Below are 15,635 nucleotides of genomic sequence, written 5' to 3' on the forward strand. Positions count from 1 at the left end.
TCTTCAACATCAACTACTCCAGTTTGGATCACACGTTTTACCCCAACTCTGTGTCCAGAAAAACCGGAGCCGCCGCACTCGATCTTTCGCGTATTCTGGCTGGGCCGAGTGCGGCCCAGTTGCTTGGCGATCTTGGCGCAGATGTCGTCAAGGTGGAAAGACCTGAAGAGGGGGACGATACGCGTAAATGGGGACCGCCGTATGTACGCGGGACGTCGGGCGAGGAAACGGATGAGAGCGCCTATTACCTCTCGGCCAATCGCAACAAGCGGTCGATTGCCATCGACATCGCATCTGACGCTGGCCGGGAGCTGGTACTTCAGCTGATCTCGCAGGCCGACGTTCTGGTGGAAAACTACAAGGTCGGGGGCCTTGCCAGGTACGGCCTGGCATACGAGCAGATCAAGGACCGCTATCCGCGTCTCATCTATTGCTCGGTCACAGGGTTCGGGCACACGGGTCCCTATGCCAGCCGACCCGGCTACGACTTCCTGATTCAGGGTATGGGCGGGATCATGAGCCTGACCGGTGTGCCGGACGGTGAGCCGATGAAGGTGGGGGTGGGCATCGCTGATGTCATGACAGGTATGTATGCCGCAGTCGGAATTCTGGCGGCGCTGCAGCATCGCCAGCGAACGGGAGAAGGTCAGCACATTGACATTTCCCTCCTCGATACGCAGATATCCTGGCTCGTCAACGCCGGCACGAACTATCTGACCGACAGGAAGTTACCGACGCGCCTGGGCAATGGCCATCCGAACATCGTTCCGTATCAGGTGTTCTCCACGGCTGATGCGCCGATGATCCTTGCCGTTGGCAACGATGCCCAATTCCGCCGGTTCTGCGAGGTGGCAGGGTTGGATGAACTTGCGTCCGACGAGCGTTACGCGACCAACCCGATGCGAATCCGCCATCGAACTGCTCTTTGCAAACTCGTCGAGAACGCGCTGAGAACGCAGCCTCGTGAGCTATGGCTGCGAGAACTCGAGGCAGCCGGTGTTCCGTGCGGGCCCGTCAACAATCTGCAAGACGTATTTTCCGATCCACATGTCAAAGCCCGTGGCGCCGAACTGCGCATGCCGTGCGATTGGGCGGCAGACGGAGAGATTGGCCTTCTGGCAAATCCGCTGAAGATGTCCGCAACTCCACCGAGTTACAGGCGAGCGCCTCCGCGACTCAATGAGCACGCTGCCGAAGTACTGATGGACTGGCTTGGAAACATGAATGCGCTATAGGAGAAACCATGTACGACCTCACACCTGATCAACTGAGTCTGCAAGCGCAAGCCCGGGAGCTCGCGCAATCTGTATTTGCTCCCACCGCGGCCGACACAGACCTCACTGAACAATATCCGTGGAGCAACGTTGCTGCGCTGCGCGACGCTGGTTTCATGGGTATGACGCTGCCAAAGAACCTGGGCGGGCGTGGTATTTCTTACCTCGACACCGTGGTCGTCATTGAAGAGATGGCCAAGGCGTGCGCCACCATGGGGCGGATCACGGTAGAGGCCAATATGGGCGCCATTGGTGCCATTGCCAGGTACGGGACCGAGGAACAACTGAAAGTGGCTGCGGATCTGGTTCTGGCGGGAGACAAGCCGGCAATCTGCATCTCCGAGCCAAATGCGGGCAGCGCGGCCAGCGAGATGACCACGCGCGCCGACAGGAAGGGGGATTGCTACATCCTCAATGGAGAGAAATACTGGATCACCGGTGGTGGTGTTTCGAAGTTGCACCTGATATTCGCCCGGGTGTTCGACGATGGTGTGGAGCAAGGTATCGGCGCATTCATCTGCGTGCGCGATGACAATGCGCCCGCAGAGCTCGTGGTGGGCCGGAGGCTATACGCGATGGGGGTGCGCGGTATCCCGGAGACCCACCTCGAGTTCCATGACCTGAAGATTCACAAGTCGATGCTGGTCATTCCGCCGGGCGGCCTGAGACGCGGTTTTGCCTCGCTGATGACGGCCTACAACGCGCAACGCGTCGGTGCGGGCACGGTCGCCCTGGGCATCGCGCAAGGCGCCTTCGAAGAAGGCATGGCCTACCTCAAGTCCCGGCATCAGTTTGGCCGGCCCATTGCGGAATTTCAGGGGCTCCAGTGGATGCTGGCCGACATGTCGACCCAACTGGAGGCTGCTCGTTTGCTCCTGCGCTCGGCTGCTGCCAGTGGCACGGACTTTCCAGACATCGACAAGGCCGCGCGGGCAAAGATCTTTGCGGCCGAAGCGGCCAACAAGGTAACCAACGACGCCCTGCAGTTCTACGGATCGTCCGGCTACGGTCGACACAATCCGATGGAGCGGCATGTCCGTGATGCCCGCATGTTCACCATCGCTGGTGGCACAGCGCAGATTCTGCGCACGCAGGTCGCTTCGAAACTGCTCGGAATGAAGCTGCCACAGACACGTGAGGGCTACCTGCGGTAGAGGACAAGCCCGCCTGAGCCAATACTGATTTCGCGGTTGCCGCTTGGTTTTTATACGCCCCGGGGGCTCGCCCCCGGGCGAGTCACAGATGAATCGTCAATTCCTTTTGTGCATCGGTCGTGCTGGTACATGCATGGGTACGATGGCATTCGTAGGCGCACTGCCAGTGCTTCGATCCGTGTGGCACATGGATGCAACAACGGCTGGGGCAATCCAGACCGCTTTTAATCTCTCCAACGCTCTTGCGCTACTCATCACCTCATGGTTGTCCGACAGCCTCGGGGCCAGGCGCATGTATCTGGTTTGCACATGGGCGGGTGCATGTGCGTTGGTCGTCTTCGCGATCTTTGCCAGGTCGCCGCACAGCGCGCTGATACTGATCGTGTTTGTGGGGCTGACGCAGGGCGGTGCCTATAGCCCGGCGCTACTCCTGGTTGCAGACCTGAGCGCTCCGGCCGCACGGGGTCGCGCCATGGGACAGATTCTGGCTGCAGGCTCTTTGGGCTACCTGCTTTCCGTGTCGCTCTCCATGTGGGTTGCGAAGTCCTTCGGTCCGGCGGCCGCATTTGCTATTTGCGCGGCAGGCGCTTCGGCCGGCGCGATGCTCGGCCAGCTCAGTCTCGACGGCGTGGAGAATCGACGACACTCACGAGAAGCAGCGGCGCCTTCCGAACCGATGCACTGGGGGAGCATTTTTGGTCCCACTTCCATATGTCTTCTTGTCGGGTACGTGGCACATTGCTGGGAGCTACTGGGCAGTTGGGCCTGGACCCCAACCCTCCTGGCGACGGCACTTCAGCCGTTCGGGTATGGAGCAATGACCACGAGCCTGATCGTCGGAGGCACGGTACATCTGTCGGGCATGATAGCTTCCGGATTCGTCGGTGCGCTGTCCGATCGGTGGGGACGTTCGCGTGTGCTCATATGCGTTGGAGCAGCCGGAGGCATCTGTTCCATGCTTATGGGTTGGTCTGGGCATTGGGGACCCGGCTGGGTGATTGCACTGGCCGCCGTCGGTAGCTTCTTTATTCTCGCAGATTCTGGCGTCCTTTCCGCTGCAATGACTGACGAAGTACCTGCTCGCTACCTGGGGCGGGTGATGGGGGTGCGGTCGATTCTAGGGTTCGGGGCGGGGGCGCTGGCGCCGATGGCCTTCGGTGCAACGCTCGATTGGACTCATCAGTGGGGATGGGCGTATATGCCGCTTGCTGCGGGAGGACTCGTTGCATCTCTTGCAGGCTTGCGATTGCGGAAAATCAGCCAGCAGAATGCCCGCAGTTCGAATCACGCGCAATCTGCAATTGCTCAATAGGGAAGCTGCCGAGTTTGCCGGCATGGAACACTGAGTAGCCGCAGTTGAACCGGTGGACGAGTTTCAAGCAGCAGCCATCTGTCTGCATCCGCCAGCACAGGTCGAATGGCTCGACGGCAGCCTTCCTGAGCCCGCAACCCTACACGCGCGGATGGACAGTTGTGACGACGCAGCCGAGCGTCGCCGTGCGATGCCAAGCGTCGCTAGCCTTCTGCGCGACGGTGCGTTGCTACCGCTGTCTCTGCGATACGACCCCGTACCGGCGGGACGCGGCATATTCGTTGTATCCGGGAAGAGACGATTGAGCTTGCGGCCCATCATGGCTTACGTCCGATATTGATGCACCCGTCAGAATCTGTTCATTGTTTCAATCGGCGTACGGGCGTGACCTAGGCCCGATTTGCCTTCATCAAAGAATGTGAGACTCGATGTATTCCGATGGGGGTTATTGCCTGGTCGCGGCCAGATTCTGCCGTTCGCCTGAGACATAGAGCGGCCACTCGTACGGTTGGCTAACCCGGACTGCTGCGCGACGCGCAACGCGCATCCAGGCTATTGTTGCCAGCTTCCGGGGTCGGCTTGCATGACGGCTCTGGAGAGCAAAGTGACCAGTCTGCTGTCGAGAGGAGCAAATCCGCTTGGCGGTGCCGTCAGAGGACGGGCTCTCGCATCGCGAGCATTCGAGAGCTCACTCCCTCGCCAAACTTAGCTTTTCACGATCAGTTGCCGCGGCAACATCGCGCGGATCTCACGACGCGCGTGATCGATGAAAGGTTTCAGGATAAGCGTAGACGAATTGCGTTGGGAGATGACGATAGAGTAATCGCTTATTACGTGCGGTTCAAAGGGAATGAATTTTAACTGCCCTCCGGTATAGCCGGCGGCAGTGAGAGGGTCAATGATCGAAAGTCCCGCACCCGCCTCGACGAGTTTGATGATTACAGAGGAAACTTGGGTTTCGACGTTGATGCGCCGACTGACGCCATGGGAAAGCATGATGGAATCGAGCCTGGTCCGGGCTTCCATCAGCGGTAAGAAAGAGACGAAGCCTTCTCCTTCGAAATCTTCGGGCTGAAGCGTCTGACGGCTCGCCAGACGATGAGCCACAGGCACAACGCCAACCATCTTCGCCGAAACCAGGATCTCGCTGTTTCCATGTCGCGTCGCTTTCAGCGGAACCATCGCAAAGCCGAGATCACAGCGATCGGCTGCCACCATATCGAGTACAGTCGCCGAACTATGCATATGCATGGTTATCCGCACGTCCGGATGCTCTTTCGTGAATCTCGCTATCGCTCGCGGAAGAAACGAGTGCGCCATGTTCGGAGCGGCGGCGATCTCGATGTGTCCGAGCTTGAGCGTCTTGATGTTGCTTGCGGCATTTGCGATGCGTTCGATCCCGACCAGGGACTGATGCACATCGGCGAACAGAAGCGCCGCTTCCGCCGTGGGCACCAAGCGACCTTTCTCGCGAGAGAACAGCGTAAGGCCGATGCGCTCTTCGAGGTCGGCGACGAGACGCGTCACGACCGGTTGCGTGACTTCGAGCATTTCGGCCGCGCCGGTAACCGACTTTCGCACCATGATTGCCCGGAACGCTTCCAGGTGCCGCAGCGTGATTCTCTTATCCATAGCAAAAAGACATTGGTTAATTGTATTTAGCTATTATAAACGGTTTTTTGACTCTATGAAATCGTGTTAAATCAATGATTTACATAAATAGAGTGGTGGCATTTGAAAAAAACATCGAACCGGGTTTTTACCGGTTAACTCAAGCACTTTTCGGCATTAGCATATTGTCTCTGAACCGTCCGAATACTTCGAGCCGGGTGCCGTCCGATTTCTTTCTGAGTTGTTAGAGCCAATGAAGCATTCGAAACTTGCCGTGAAAGCAGTCGCTCTTGCGTGTGTCACGAACGCAGGCGTGAGCCTGCGGTGCTGTACCGAAGATGGGAGTAGGCCTCCCGAAGTCGGCTTTCAGGAGCAGGCTTCAAACTGCCCGATGCTGCTGCGCCCAAAAGACGTGGTGGTGAGCGATCGAGGAAAAGGCATCTTTAAGGATGTCAGGTACGTGTTGAGAAGATGAGCGTAAGCGAACCGTTCGATGACGCATCGTTAGACTGCTAGACGCTGTCAAAACTGGAGCCGGGAAGAAGCTCCAGGATCAGTCGGGAAGACACCTGATTACGGACCCGATGGCAGCCGGTGCAAAGGCGGCATGAGCTCAACACAGGCTTCGGTACGGAACGTGAGAACCTTACTTCGGATGTTAAGGGAAAAGACAAATGGCAGACACCATGAGGATGAATACCGATGCCGAAGTGAGGGGCGGAGCTGCTCGTAGTAGTGTTGAAGCCCTTGTAATGAGGGTGGAGCGAAGGGGCAGCGTTATCCTGTTGACGAACGTCGCCAACCTGCATAGCGGGGATGAGTGACATGACATCAACGAAACCGTACAGCATTGCGAAGCGGGTCGTGTGGGAAGCGTACCAGTTGGTAAGGGCCAACCGCGGCGCTGCTGGCGTGGACGATGAAACTATCGCCATGTTCGAGCAGAACCTTTCGGGAAATTTGTACAAGCTGTGGAACAGGATGTCGTCGGGGTCGTACTTCCCGCCACCGGTGAAGCAGGTTGAGATTCCGAAAGCTAAGGGCGGCACGAGAAAGCTGGGGATTCCCACCGTAGCTGACCGAGTGGCGCAAAGCGTGATCAAGCTGATGATCGAGCCGATGCTTGATCCGATATTCCATGACGATTCGTATGGGTATCGGCCGGGAAGGTCGGCGAAACAGGCGATTGCCGTGACGCGTACGCGTTGCTGGAAATACGACTGGGTTGTCGAGTTTGACATCAAGGCGGCATTCGATCAGATCGATCACGCGCTGCTGTTGAAAGCGGTGCGACGCCACATCAAGGAAAGCTGGATCGTGTTGTACGTTGAGCGGTGGCTGACTGCACCGTTCGAAACTGCCGATGGGGCGAGTTTGCCTCGGACGCGGGGTACACCACAGGGTGGCGTGGTCAGCCCCATCTTGATGAATCTGTTTATGCACTATGCGTTCGATAGCTGGATGCAGAGGACATGGCCGCAGTCTCCCTTTGCGCGCTACGCCGACGACGCGGTGGTTCACTGTCGTAGTCTGGCGCAGGCGCAAGCTGTGATGCGAGCGATTGCAACACGGTTGGAAGAGTGTGGTCTGATGATGCACCCGGAGAAGTCAAAGATCGTGTATTGCAAGGACAGCAATCGAACTGGCAGTTATCCGAACGTGCAGTTCACGTTCCTCGGTTTTACGTTCAGACCGAGAGTCGCCTTGAGCAAACACCAACGGCGATTCACCAGTTTCCTGCCTGCGGTGAGTAATGAGGCGCTAAAGCGGCTGAGACAGACAGTTCGAGTTTGGCGAATACACCGTCGAACATCGGAGACGCTGAACGAACTCGCGCAGCAATGCAACGCGACGATACAAGGGTGGTGGAACTACTATGGGGCGTTTTATCGGACGGCGATGAGCAGCCTCTTCAGCTACCTCGACCTACGGCTTATGCGGTGGGCTCGGAGAAAGTACAAGCGGCTGCGGCAGCACAAGCGACGTAGTGCGGAATGGCTACGCAAGGTGAAGACCGCCCACCCCTGGTTGTTTGTCCACTGGCGTGTCGTCGGAGGATCGGTTGGATAACGGGAGCCGAATGAGTCGAGAGACTCACGTTCGGTTCTGCGAGAGACTCGGGGTGCAACTCCCCGGGTCTACTCACCTCTTCTTATGAGGACGTATGGGGTCTCTCACTCGGCAGCATCGTCTTCCGATACGCGTCCGATGATCGTGATCAGCGCAAGCTCCGCTGACGTGGCCACGCTCGACCCGGATCGGGCCACCAACTTTGGCGATCTTGGCGTCGTGTCGGAGATCTTCAACGGGCTGGTTCGATTCGCACCCGGCAGCGCCGACCCGAAAGAGGTCGAGCCCGATCTGGCCACCGATTGGCAAACTTCAGCCGACAAGACGGTATGGACTTTCCACCTGCGCAAAGGTGTGCAGTTCCAAGGTGGTTATGGAGAAATGAAAGCGGACGACGTCGTCTATTCGGTACGGCGCGCAGCCGATCCGAAGCACTCGAGCTTCGCTGCGGACTTTGCGGTCATCGATAAGGTCGAAGCGCTCGACGACTATACGGTGCGCTTCACGCTCAAACATCCGTCCGCGGCGTTTCTTGGACTAGTGGCCAACTATCATGGCGGGAGCGTCATCAGCAAAGCCGCTGCCGAGAAGCTCGGCAAGAAGTTCGGTCAGGCGCCGATCGGAACAGGCCCGTTCGCATTTACGCAGCTCGTGACGCAGCAATACGTAAAACTCGTCGCCAATGATGCGTATTTCAGGGGCGCGCCCAGGCTCTCCGGAATCATGTATCGCATGATCCTGTCGGACAGTGCGCGGGAGCTGGCCGTCACCACGAACGAGATCGACCTGATGGGCGCAAAGCGTGAACAACGCTGGGTGGAAAGGGCAAGAAGTCGCGGCATGAACGTGGACATCATGGACCCCGCGGAGTTTCGGACCATCTTCATCAATCGCAACATCAAGCCACTGGATAACCTGAAAGTTCGTCAGGCGATTGCCGCAGCCATAAATGTCGATGAAATCGTTCGCTATGCCGGCAAGGACGTCGCGGACAAGGGGTGTTCCGTCGTCCCGAATGGCTATCTCGGAGAGGACTGCAGCAGCGGCGCCTATGCCTACGATCCGGTGCGCGCCAGAAAGCTCCTGACGGAGGCCGGTTTCCCCAACGGACTGACGCTTCACTCGGTCGTGTCGAACGTCTCTGTGCAGCAGCCGATCATGGAGATTATTCAGGCGCAGCTCGCGCAAGCGGGCATCAAGCTCGACATGGAGGTGGTGGATCACGCCACGTATCAGGCAAAAAGTCGAAAGGACCAGAGCGCGATTGTGTTCTATGGAGCGGCCCGCTTTCCGACCGCGGGAATCTGGCTGGGAGAGTTCTACGATTCGGCGGCATCGATTGGTGCGCCGGGCGCCATGTCCAACTTTGGGCATTGCTCCGTCGCTGACAAGGAGATTCGAGCCGCAGCCGTCGAGCCCGACGCGCAGCGACAAATCGACCTCTGGAAACAGGCGCAACGGAAGATTCATGACGATGTGTGCGCCGTGCCGCTGTTCGGTCTGAAGCAAGTGTGGGTGCAAAGCGAGAAGGTCAATCTCGGTTATCAGCTCAAGGGAGCCTTGAGTCTGCAACCGCCCGTGACCGAGCTTACGACCGTGTCGCGGGGCGAGCCCTGAGCAACGCCTTTCCCGATGCCCTGTCTCGCTGGTGCGCGCCCGATCGGAAGCGGGCCAGCGGTCGAAGAACGCAATGCGTTCAGGTGTTTTTGCAAGGATGTCCGTTATGTCTCAAGAGTTCGATTTCGTCATAGTCGGGGCCGGCATGGTCGGCGCCGCTGTCGGGTATGGGTTGGTGCGCGAAGGTCGGCGTGTCTTGATGCTCGATGGAGAAGACACCGACTATCGAGCGGCAAAGGCCAACTTCGGCCTGGTATGGGCGCATGGCAAGGGACAAGGCCAGCCCCAATATCAGCGTCTGTCATTGGATGCAGCCGCGAATTGGCCGCTTTTCGCCTCGCAACTAGAAGACGAGAGCGGCATGTCGGTCGTCTATGAGCAAAAAGGCGGGCTGCATTTTTGCCTGAGCGAAAAGGAGTTCTCCGACCGGGCCGTGCGAATGAGCGAGTGGCACGCTCAGCTTCCGGACGTTCCTCCGTCGGCGCGCATGATCGATCGGAGAGAACTCGAACGTCTCCTTCCGGCTGCGCCTCTTGGCAAGGATGTGTTCGGTGCGAGCCTCGGATCGTTCGACGGGCACGTCAACCCCTTGCGTCTGCTCGCCGCAATGCAGGCGGCGTTCGTTCGACGCGGCGGCACGCTGCGCAGCGGGCAGGCCGTTAGCGCGATTAAACCTCTGGCGGCCGGCGGCTTCGAGGTAACGGCCGGCGCGCACAAGGCGCGAGCGGAGCGGGTCCTTATTTCAGCCGGTCTGGGCTCGAAGGCTCTGGGTCCGATGGTTGGTCTCGACGTGCCAATCCGGCCTCAGCGCGGCCAATTGCTCGTCACCGAAAGACTCGCGCCGTTGCTTGCATTGCCCGCAAGCGGCCTTCGCCAGACGGGCGAAGGCACGGTGATGATCGGCGTGACGCAGGAAGAAGTCGGATTCGATCTTCACACCACGTCAGATGCGGCGGTCCTGATGGCTCGCAAAGCCGTGCAAATCCTTCCGGATCTGGCGAAGGCGCGCCTGGTACGGCAGTGGTCCTGTCTGCGAATCATGACACCCGACGGCGCACCGGTCTATGCGAGTTCGCAGGAGCATCCGGGTGCCGATATTGCAATCTGCCATTCGGGCGTAACGCTGGCTTCCTTCCACGCAGGCGCTTACGCGCGCGCGCTTGCTCAAGGCACGTCATCTAACACTTTCGATAATTTCCATCATGGCCGTTTCGATCTTCAAAAAGTTGCCTGACCTCGTCGCACCCACGTTGACGGTTTATGTCGACGGCCACGCTGTCACCGCTGAGCGTGGGGAAACAGTCGCGGCGGTCCTCCTTCGAGAAGGCAAGGCCGCGAGTCGGACGACGCCAGTGCATGGTTCCCCGCGCGCGCCGTACTGCATGATGGGTGTGTGTTTCGAGTGTCTGGCCATCGTCGATGGAGTTGCTTCGACGCAGACATGTATGGTGACAGTGGAAGAAGGTATGCGTGTCGAGCGACAACTCGGCCGAAAGAAGGTGGCGCAATGATTCGCGATTTTGATGTGGTTGTCGTCGGGGCGGGGCCGGCCGGCATGAGTGCGGCCGTGCGCTTGCGAAGCGACGGTCTTTCGGTCCTGGTGGTCGATGAGCAGCCGGCTCCCGGTGGCCAGATTTACCGCGCGGTCGAAGCTGTTGCGCCGACGGCGGTCGGCGAAATTCTGGGCGATGAATACCTCGCGGGCGCGAGCCTGGCTGAGTCCTTTCGTCGTAGCGGAGCGGTGTATGAGCCGCTGACTCAGGTCTGGCAGATCGAGCCGGGCTGGCGCGTCTACATGACACGCAGCGGCCGCGCGGAAATGGCGCGCGCGAAGCAGGTAGTGCTCGCACTAGGCGCGCAGGAGCGTCCCGCTCCTTTCCCCGGTTGGACGCTTCCTGGCGTGCTCACCGTCGGTGCAGGACAGATCCTGCTCAAGACTTCGCGCCAGATCCCTTCGGAGCCAGTCTGGGTCGCAGGGACCGGGCCTTTGCCGTTGCTTTACATGGCTCAGTTGATCCGGGCGGGCGGCAAAATCGCGGGGTGGCTGGATACCGCACCGCCGGGTGCATTTCGCCGTGCGCTGCCTTGGGCCGGCGCCATGCTCGCGGGCTGGAACGACATCCGCAAAGGCTTGCAGTGGATGCGCGAGCTCAGGAAAGCCGGCGTCAAACATGTGCGAGGCGTGGCAAACATCCGCGCGCTTGGCGACGGGCGCTTGCAGGAAGTGGAGTACAGGCTGAGCGACGGCTCGACGCACCGGGAGCGAGCCCATGTGCTGCTGTCCCATGAAGGCGTCGTGCCCTCCATCCACATGACGCGGGCGCTGGACTGCCGCCACACGTGGAGCACACAGCAATCGTGTCTCGTTCCTGAGCTCGACGAATGGGGCGAGACGAGCCAGAAGGGAGTTTTCGTTGCTGGCGATGGCGCGGGTATCGGAGGAGCAAAGGCGGCAGCCGTCCGGGGGGAGCTGGCCGCGATCGGCGTCGCACTTCGCGCAGACCGCCTGTCCGAAAGATCCGCGCTGTCTCAGGGTGCACCGTTGAGAAAGCAACTACGCAGTCTGCTCCAGTTGCGGCCCATGCTCGATGCGCTGTATCCACCGCGCGCGAGCATCCTCGATCCGGAAGACGAGACCATCGTCTGTCGCTGCGAAGAACTCACGGCTGGCGACATTCGCAAAGCCGCCGCGCTCGGTCAGCCCGGACCGAACCAGCTTAAGGCGTTTACGCGGGCGGGGATGGGTCCGTGTCAGGGCAGGCAATGCGGATACACGGTGGCTCACATCGTCGCGTCGGCGCAAGGGCGTCCAGTGACCGAAGTCGGCTTCTATCGAATCAGACCGCCGTTGAAGCCGGTGACCCTTGGAGAACTCGCCTCGCTCGAAACGGAGAGCGACGCATGAAGACCCTTCGCGACACCTCACGATCTTCGGCGACGGCGTCCCTGTTTCGACGTCCGTTGAACACGGCGCATTTCAAGGAGCATCACCAATGATCCGCTATGCGATCAAGCGCCTGCTGCTGGCGGTCCCCACGCTGCTGGCGATGCTGACCGCGGTATTCGTACTGGTCCGACTTGTTCCAGGCGATCCTGCCGCGGCGATGCTGGGCGACCACGCGAGCGCGCAGGCGCTCACTGCGCTGCGCAAGCAGATGGGCCTCGATTTGCCGATGTACGTGCAATACCTGCACTTCATGCGCGACATGATGTCCGGAAACTTCGGCGAGTCGATGGCGAGCGGCAGAACCGTCTTGGAGGAAGTCGCGCTCGTCTTGCCGTGGACGCTTCAGCTATCGCTCGCATCCGTGGCCATCGGTCTCGTGATTGGACTGCCGCTCGGCATCTGGGCAGCGCTGCGCCGCAATGCGTGGCCGGACTATCTCGGTCGCGTACTTTCGCTCGTCGGCCTGTCGTTTCCGTCATTCGTTTCCGCGATTCTGCTGCTGCTCGTGTTCGCCGTCCATCTGCGTTGGCTACCGGTTATCACGAGCATGGACCAGGGGGTCGCCGTTCAGCTACGAAACCTCGCGTTGCCGGCGTTCAATCTGGGCCTCATCATGGCGGCCTATGTCATGCGCGTCACGCGGTCTTCGATGCTGAACGTGATGAGCGAGGACTTCATCCGCACCGCGCGTGCGAAAGGTGTTGGCACGGCGCGACTGGTCTTGCGGCACGGATTGCACAACGCATTGATTCCCATTGTGACCGTGGTTGGACTGTACTTCGGCACGCTCATCGGAAACTCGGTGCTGACAGAAATCATCTTCAACCGGCCCGGACTCGGCAAACTCATTCTGAGTGCCCTGAATACCCGCGATTACACGTTGCTTCAGGGCTTGATGGTTGTCTTCGCAGCCTGTGTGGTCGTCGTCAATCTGCTGACCGACCTTGTCTATGGATTGATCGATCCTCGGGTGAAATACAAATGAGCAACGCTGCAGCATCCATGACGGTGAAGCCGTCCGGCAAATCCCATCCGGTATTGCAGGCGCTCAGGAAGAATCGTCTTTCCTGGATCGGCATCGGTCTTCTTGCGCTGATCGTTTTCGTAGCCGTGTTTGCGCCGTGGATCGCGCCATACGATCCTTTGCAGCAGCACATCAATTTCCGGCTCGACGCGCCGTCGGCCCGCTTCTGGCTGGGGACGGACAGCTTCGGTCGCGACGTGCTTTCTCGTCTGATTTTTGGAGCGCGCATTTCGTTGCTGGTTAGCTTCGTCGCCATTCTGATTGCAATGTCCGTCGGTTCGGCTTTGGGTATTCTCGCGGGCTATTTCGGCGGGTTCGTCGATCAGTTTGTCACGGGCCTGGTCGATGTGCTGCTTTCGTTCCCGGCACTGTTGCTCGGTCTCATGGTGGCCGCGATGCTGGGTGCGAGCCTCGAGAATCTCGTCATAGCAATCGCGATCACCGAAGTAGCGCCATTCATTCGAGTTGCGCGTGCGCCGACGATCGCGCTGAAGCAGCGCGACTTCGTCGAGGCGGGGCGAGCGCTGGGCTTCGGGCATATCAGGCTGATGTGGGTTCATATTCTGCCCAACATGATCTCCGACGTGGTCGTTCTCGGATCAATGTGGATGGCCACGGCCATTCGCACCGAAGCATCGCTCAGCTTCATCGGCATGGGGGTGCCGCCGCCCACGGCCACCTGGGGCAGCATGATCCGTGACGGCTTCGAAAACATTCTCGATGCATGGTGGCTCACGGTGTTTCCCAGCGTTGCGATCCTGCTTACGGTTCTCGCGCTCAACCTGCTCGGCGACGCCTTGCGCGACGCAATCGACCCGAAAATGCGTTCGGAGCGGTCATGAAACCAGAAGACAATCCTCAAATTCCGGTACTCGAACTGCGCAATCTGCGCACGGAGTTTCGCGTTGGCGGTTCATGGCACGCGGCGGTCAACGATGTCTCGCTCAAGGTCATGCGCAACGAGACGCTCGCGGTCGTCGGTGAATCGGGTAGCGGCAAGAGCGTCACGGCGCTCTCGGTGCTGCGCCTCTTGCCGCAGACCATGACGCGTCATGGTGGCGGGCAGATTCTGTTCGAAGGCCAGCATCTCGAATCGCTCTCCGAGAAGCAGATGAACAAGCTGCGCGGCGATGCGATTGCGATGATCTTTCAGGAGCCGATGACGTCGCTCAATCCCACGATGACCGTAGGCGAGCAGATCGCCGAAGCAATTCGGCAGCACCGTGACGTCTCTAAAGCGGAAGCACGCCGTCTCGCGCTGGATGTCCTCAACGAGGTCAAGATTCCGGCCGCCGACAAGCGTTTCGATCACTATCCGCATCAGTTCTCCGGTGGGATGCGGCAGCGGGTCATGATCGCGATGGCGCTCGCATGCAAGCCTCGCGTTCTGCTCGCCGACGAACCGACGACCGCGCTGGATGTGACCATCCAGGCGCAGATCCTGAGCCTCTTGAGCGACCTCAAGACCGCGCATGGCATGGCCGTCGTGTTCATCACGCACAATCTCGGCGTCGTCGCGCAGATCGCCGACAAGGTCGCGGTCATGTACGCAGGCGAGGTCGTCGAGACCGCGGATGTGCAGACGCTGTTCGCTTCACCGACGCATCCGTACACAGAAGCCCTTCTGCGCGCGATGCCGCGCGTCGACGCGGATCATCTGAGTCTCGAAGCGATTCCGGGCAGCGTGCCCGCGATCACGGCAAGGCCTGCCGGTTGCCCGTTCGCGCCACGTTGCCGGCTGAAGGAGGCGCGCTGCAAAGTCGAGCGGCCGTCGCTCGTGGACATCGGAGCCGGCCACCAGGTTCGCTGCTTCGTGCGGGTTGAACAATTGGCGGAGAACGTATGAGTATGCTTCTGGAAGTGAAGCACCTGGTCAAGCGCTTTGAAAGCGGTGGTGGCTGGCTGGGCGGACCGGCGCAAATCGTGCGGGCCGTGAACGACGTCTCATTCAGCGTCGGACGCGGACAGTCGATTGGGCTCGTAGGCGAGTCGGGATGCGGGAAGTCGACTGTCGCGCGGACACTTTTGCGGCTCATCGAGCCTAACGATGGCAGTCTGCTTTTCGACGGAGAGGATATTCGCAAAGCAAAGGGCTCGCGACTGCGAGCCTTGCGTCGGCGCATGCAGATCGTCTTCCAGGATCCTTATGCATCGTTGAATCCGCGTCGGACGGTTCGGCAGGCGCTCACGGAACCGCTGGTCGTACATAGGGCCGGCGACAGCAGAACGATCGCAAGGAAGGTCGAGCGGGCCATGGACGAGGTCGGCCTTCCTCAATCCGCGCTCGATCGTTTCCCTCACGAGTTCTCCGGTGGTCAACGACAGCGCATCGGCATCGCGCGTGCGCTAGTGCTGGACCCGGAAATCATCGTCGCGGACGAGCCGGTATCCGCGCTTGACGTTTCAGTTCAAGCTCAGATTCTGCAGCTACTCGAAAGGCTGAAGCGAGACCGTGGACTGTCGTTCGTCTTCGTTTCTCACGACCTAGCAGGCTGTTGAAAAGCGCCTCGTCATGAGGACCGAAGCGATGATCAGGAGTGTTTCGCGTGCAATTTCCAGCTGAAATCCGGATGCGCCGATCAGTTTGCGCAGGCAACGCGCCTGAGCGGGGTTGCCAGGCCTCGCA

13 protein-coding genes are annotated in these 15,635 nt (G+C 59.7%); 12 read left to right on the forward strand and 1 reads right to left on the reverse strand.

Translation table 11 applies throughout. From position 1 onward, the window contains the following. The first annotated feature begins 8 nt into the window (after positions 1–8). The 3 genes from EVC45_RS41175 (at position 9) to EVC45_RS41185 (ending at position 3,740) form a co-directional block, all read left to right on the forward strand. Positions 9–1,235 (forward strand): CaiB/BaiF CoA transferase family protein, encoded by a 1,227-nt coding sequence (locus EVC45_RS41175; RefSeq protein ID WP_373683121.1) that lies wholly within the window; start codon positions 9–11, stop codon positions 1,233–1,235. A gap of 8 nt (positions 1,236–1,243) precedes the next feature. Then, the gene (gene acdA / locus EVC45_RS41180; RefSeq protein ID WP_129963831.1) at positions 1,244–2,428 is read left to right on the forward strand and encodes a 3-sulfinopropanoyl-CoA desulfinase; all 1,185 of its coding nucleotides are present in this window, start codon (positions 1,244–1,246) and stop codon (positions 2,426–2,428) included. Between the two features lie 88 nt (positions 2,429–2,516). Further along, positions 2,517–3,740, forward strand: coding sequence for an MFS transporter (locus EVC45_RS41185; RefSeq protein ID WP_129963832.1), 1,224 nt, complete (start codon positions 2,517–2,519; stop codon positions 3,738–3,740). A 705-nt stretch (positions 3,741–4,445) separates the two neighbouring features. On the opposite strand, the gene EVC45_RS41190 is transcribed toward EVC45_RS41185, so the two are convergent. Further along, positions 4,446–5,372 (reverse strand): LysR substrate-binding domain-containing protein, encoded by a 927-nt coding sequence (locus EVC45_RS41190; RefSeq protein ID WP_129963833.1) that lies wholly within the window; start codon positions 5,370–5,372, stop codon positions 4,446–4,448. 795 nt (positions 5,373–6,167) lie between these two features. Between EVC45_RS41190 and ltrA the strand changes: the two genes are divergently transcribed. From ltrA to EVC45_RS41235, 9 genes are all read left to right on the forward strand, one after another. Then, positions 6,168–7,421, forward strand: coding sequence for a group II intron reverse transcriptase/maturase (ltrA, locus tag EVC45_RS41195; RefSeq protein ID WP_129963834.1), 1,254 nt, complete (start codon positions 6,168–6,170; stop codon positions 7,419–7,421). A gap of 138 nt (positions 7,422–7,559) precedes the next feature. Continuing rightward, a complete protein-coding gene (locus tag EVC45_RS41200) occupies positions 7,560–9,038 on the forward strand; it encodes an ABC transporter substrate-binding protein (RefSeq protein WP_248295463.1) in 1,479 nt (492 codons plus the stop codon). A gap of 106 nt (positions 9,039–9,144) precedes the next feature. Next, on the forward strand, positions 9,145–10,272 hold the full coding sequence (locus EVC45_RS41205; protein WP_168991643.1) for an FAD-binding oxidoreductase: 1,128 nt from the start codon (positions 9,145–9,147) through the stop codon (positions 10,270–10,272). Then, complete coding sequence (locus tag EVC45_RS41210; protein ID WP_211193563.1) at positions 10,241–10,549, forward strand: (2Fe-2S)-binding protein; 309 nt, start codon at positions 10,241–10,243, stop codon at positions 10,547–10,549. Before EVC45_RS41205 ends, EVC45_RS41210 begins: the two co-directional genes overlap by 32 nt. After that, positions 10,546–11,943 (forward strand): NAD(P)/FAD-dependent oxidoreductase, encoded by a 1,398-nt coding sequence (locus EVC45_RS41215; protein ID WP_129963836.1) that lies wholly within the window; start codon positions 10,546–10,548, stop codon positions 11,941–11,943. The genes EVC45_RS41210 and EVC45_RS41215 overlap by 4 nt, the downstream gene beginning before the upstream one ends. Before the next feature lie 88 nt (positions 11,944–12,031). Beyond that, positions 12,032–12,970, forward strand: coding sequence for an ABC transporter permease (locus tag EVC45_RS41220; protein WP_129963837.1), 939 nt, complete (start codon positions 12,032–12,034; stop codon positions 12,968–12,970). Next, positions 12,967–13,851, forward strand: coding sequence for an ABC transporter permease (locus EVC45_RS41225; RefSeq protein WP_248295464.1), 885 nt, complete (start codon positions 12,967–12,969; stop codon positions 13,849–13,851). The genes EVC45_RS41220 and EVC45_RS41225 overlap by 4 nt, the downstream gene beginning before the upstream one ends. Further along, entirely contained in the window at positions 13,848–14,855 is a 1,008-nt protein-coding gene (locus EVC45_RS41230; RefSeq protein WP_129963838.1) for an ABC transporter ATP-binding protein, read from the forward strand. Before EVC45_RS41225 ends, EVC45_RS41230 begins: the two co-directional genes overlap by 4 nt. Then, positions 14,852–15,508: a dipeptide/oligopeptide/nickel ABC transporter ATP-binding protein gene (locus tag EVC45_RS41235; RefSeq protein WP_248295465.1), complete on the forward strand. Its 657-nt coding sequence runs from the start codon at positions 14,852–14,854 to the stop codon at positions 15,506–15,508. The genes EVC45_RS41230 and EVC45_RS41235 overlap by 4 nt, the downstream gene beginning before the upstream one ends. The last annotated feature ends 127 nt before the right edge of the window (positions 15,509–15,635 follow it).

It is taken from the genome of Paraburkholderia sp. UYCP14C, from assembly GCF_004197395.1.
Taxonomy (GTDB): domain Bacteria; phylum Pseudomonadota; class Gammaproteobacteria; order Burkholderiales; family Burkholderiaceae; genus Paraburkholderia.

Coding starts and splice junctions, on each gene's coding strand:
- EVC45_RS41215 (WP_129963836.1), top strand. CDS start 10,546: ATGATTCGCGATTTTGATGTGGTTGTCGTCGGGGCGGGGCCGGCCGGC.
- EVC45_RS41210 (WP_211193563.1), top strand. CDS start 10,241: ATGGCCGTTTCGATCTTCAAAAAGTTGCCTGACCTCGTCGCACCCACG.
- EVC45_RS41235 (WP_248295465.1), top strand. CDS start 14,852: ATGAGTATGCTTCTGGAAGTGAAGCACCTGGTCAAGCGCTTTGAAAGC.
- EVC45_RS41225 (WP_248295464.1), top strand. CDS start 12,967: ATGAGCAACGCTGCAGCATCCATGACGGTGAAGCCGTCCGGCAAATCC.
- EVC45_RS41190 (WP_129963833.1), bottom strand. CDS start 5,372: ATGGATAAGAGAATCACGCTGCGGCACCTGGAAGCGTTCCGGGCAATC.
- ltrA (WP_129963834.1), top strand. CDS start 6,168: ATGAGTGACATGACATCAACGAAACCGTACAGCATTGCGAAGCGGGTC.
- acdA (WP_129963831.1), top strand. CDS start 1,244: ATGTACGACCTCACACCTGATCAACTGAGTCTGCAAGCGCAAGCCCGG.
- EVC45_RS41230 (WP_129963838.1), top strand. CDS start 13,848: ATGAAACCAGAAGACAATCCTCAAATTCCGGTACTCGAACTGCGCAAT.
- EVC45_RS41185 (WP_129963832.1), top strand. CDS start 2,517: ATGAATCGTCAATTCCTTTTGTGCATCGGTCGTGCTGGTACATGCATG.
- EVC45_RS41220 (WP_129963837.1), top strand. CDS start 12,032: ATGATCCGCTATGCGATCAAGCGCCTGCTGCTGGCGGTCCCCACGCTG.
- EVC45_RS41205 (WP_168991643.1), top strand. CDS start 9,145: ATGTCTCAAGAGTTCGATTTCGTCATAGTCGGGGCCGGCATGGTCGGC.
- EVC45_RS41200 (WP_248295463.1), top strand. CDS start 7,560: ATGATCGTGATCAGCGCAAGCTCCGCTGACGTGGCCACGCTCGACCCG.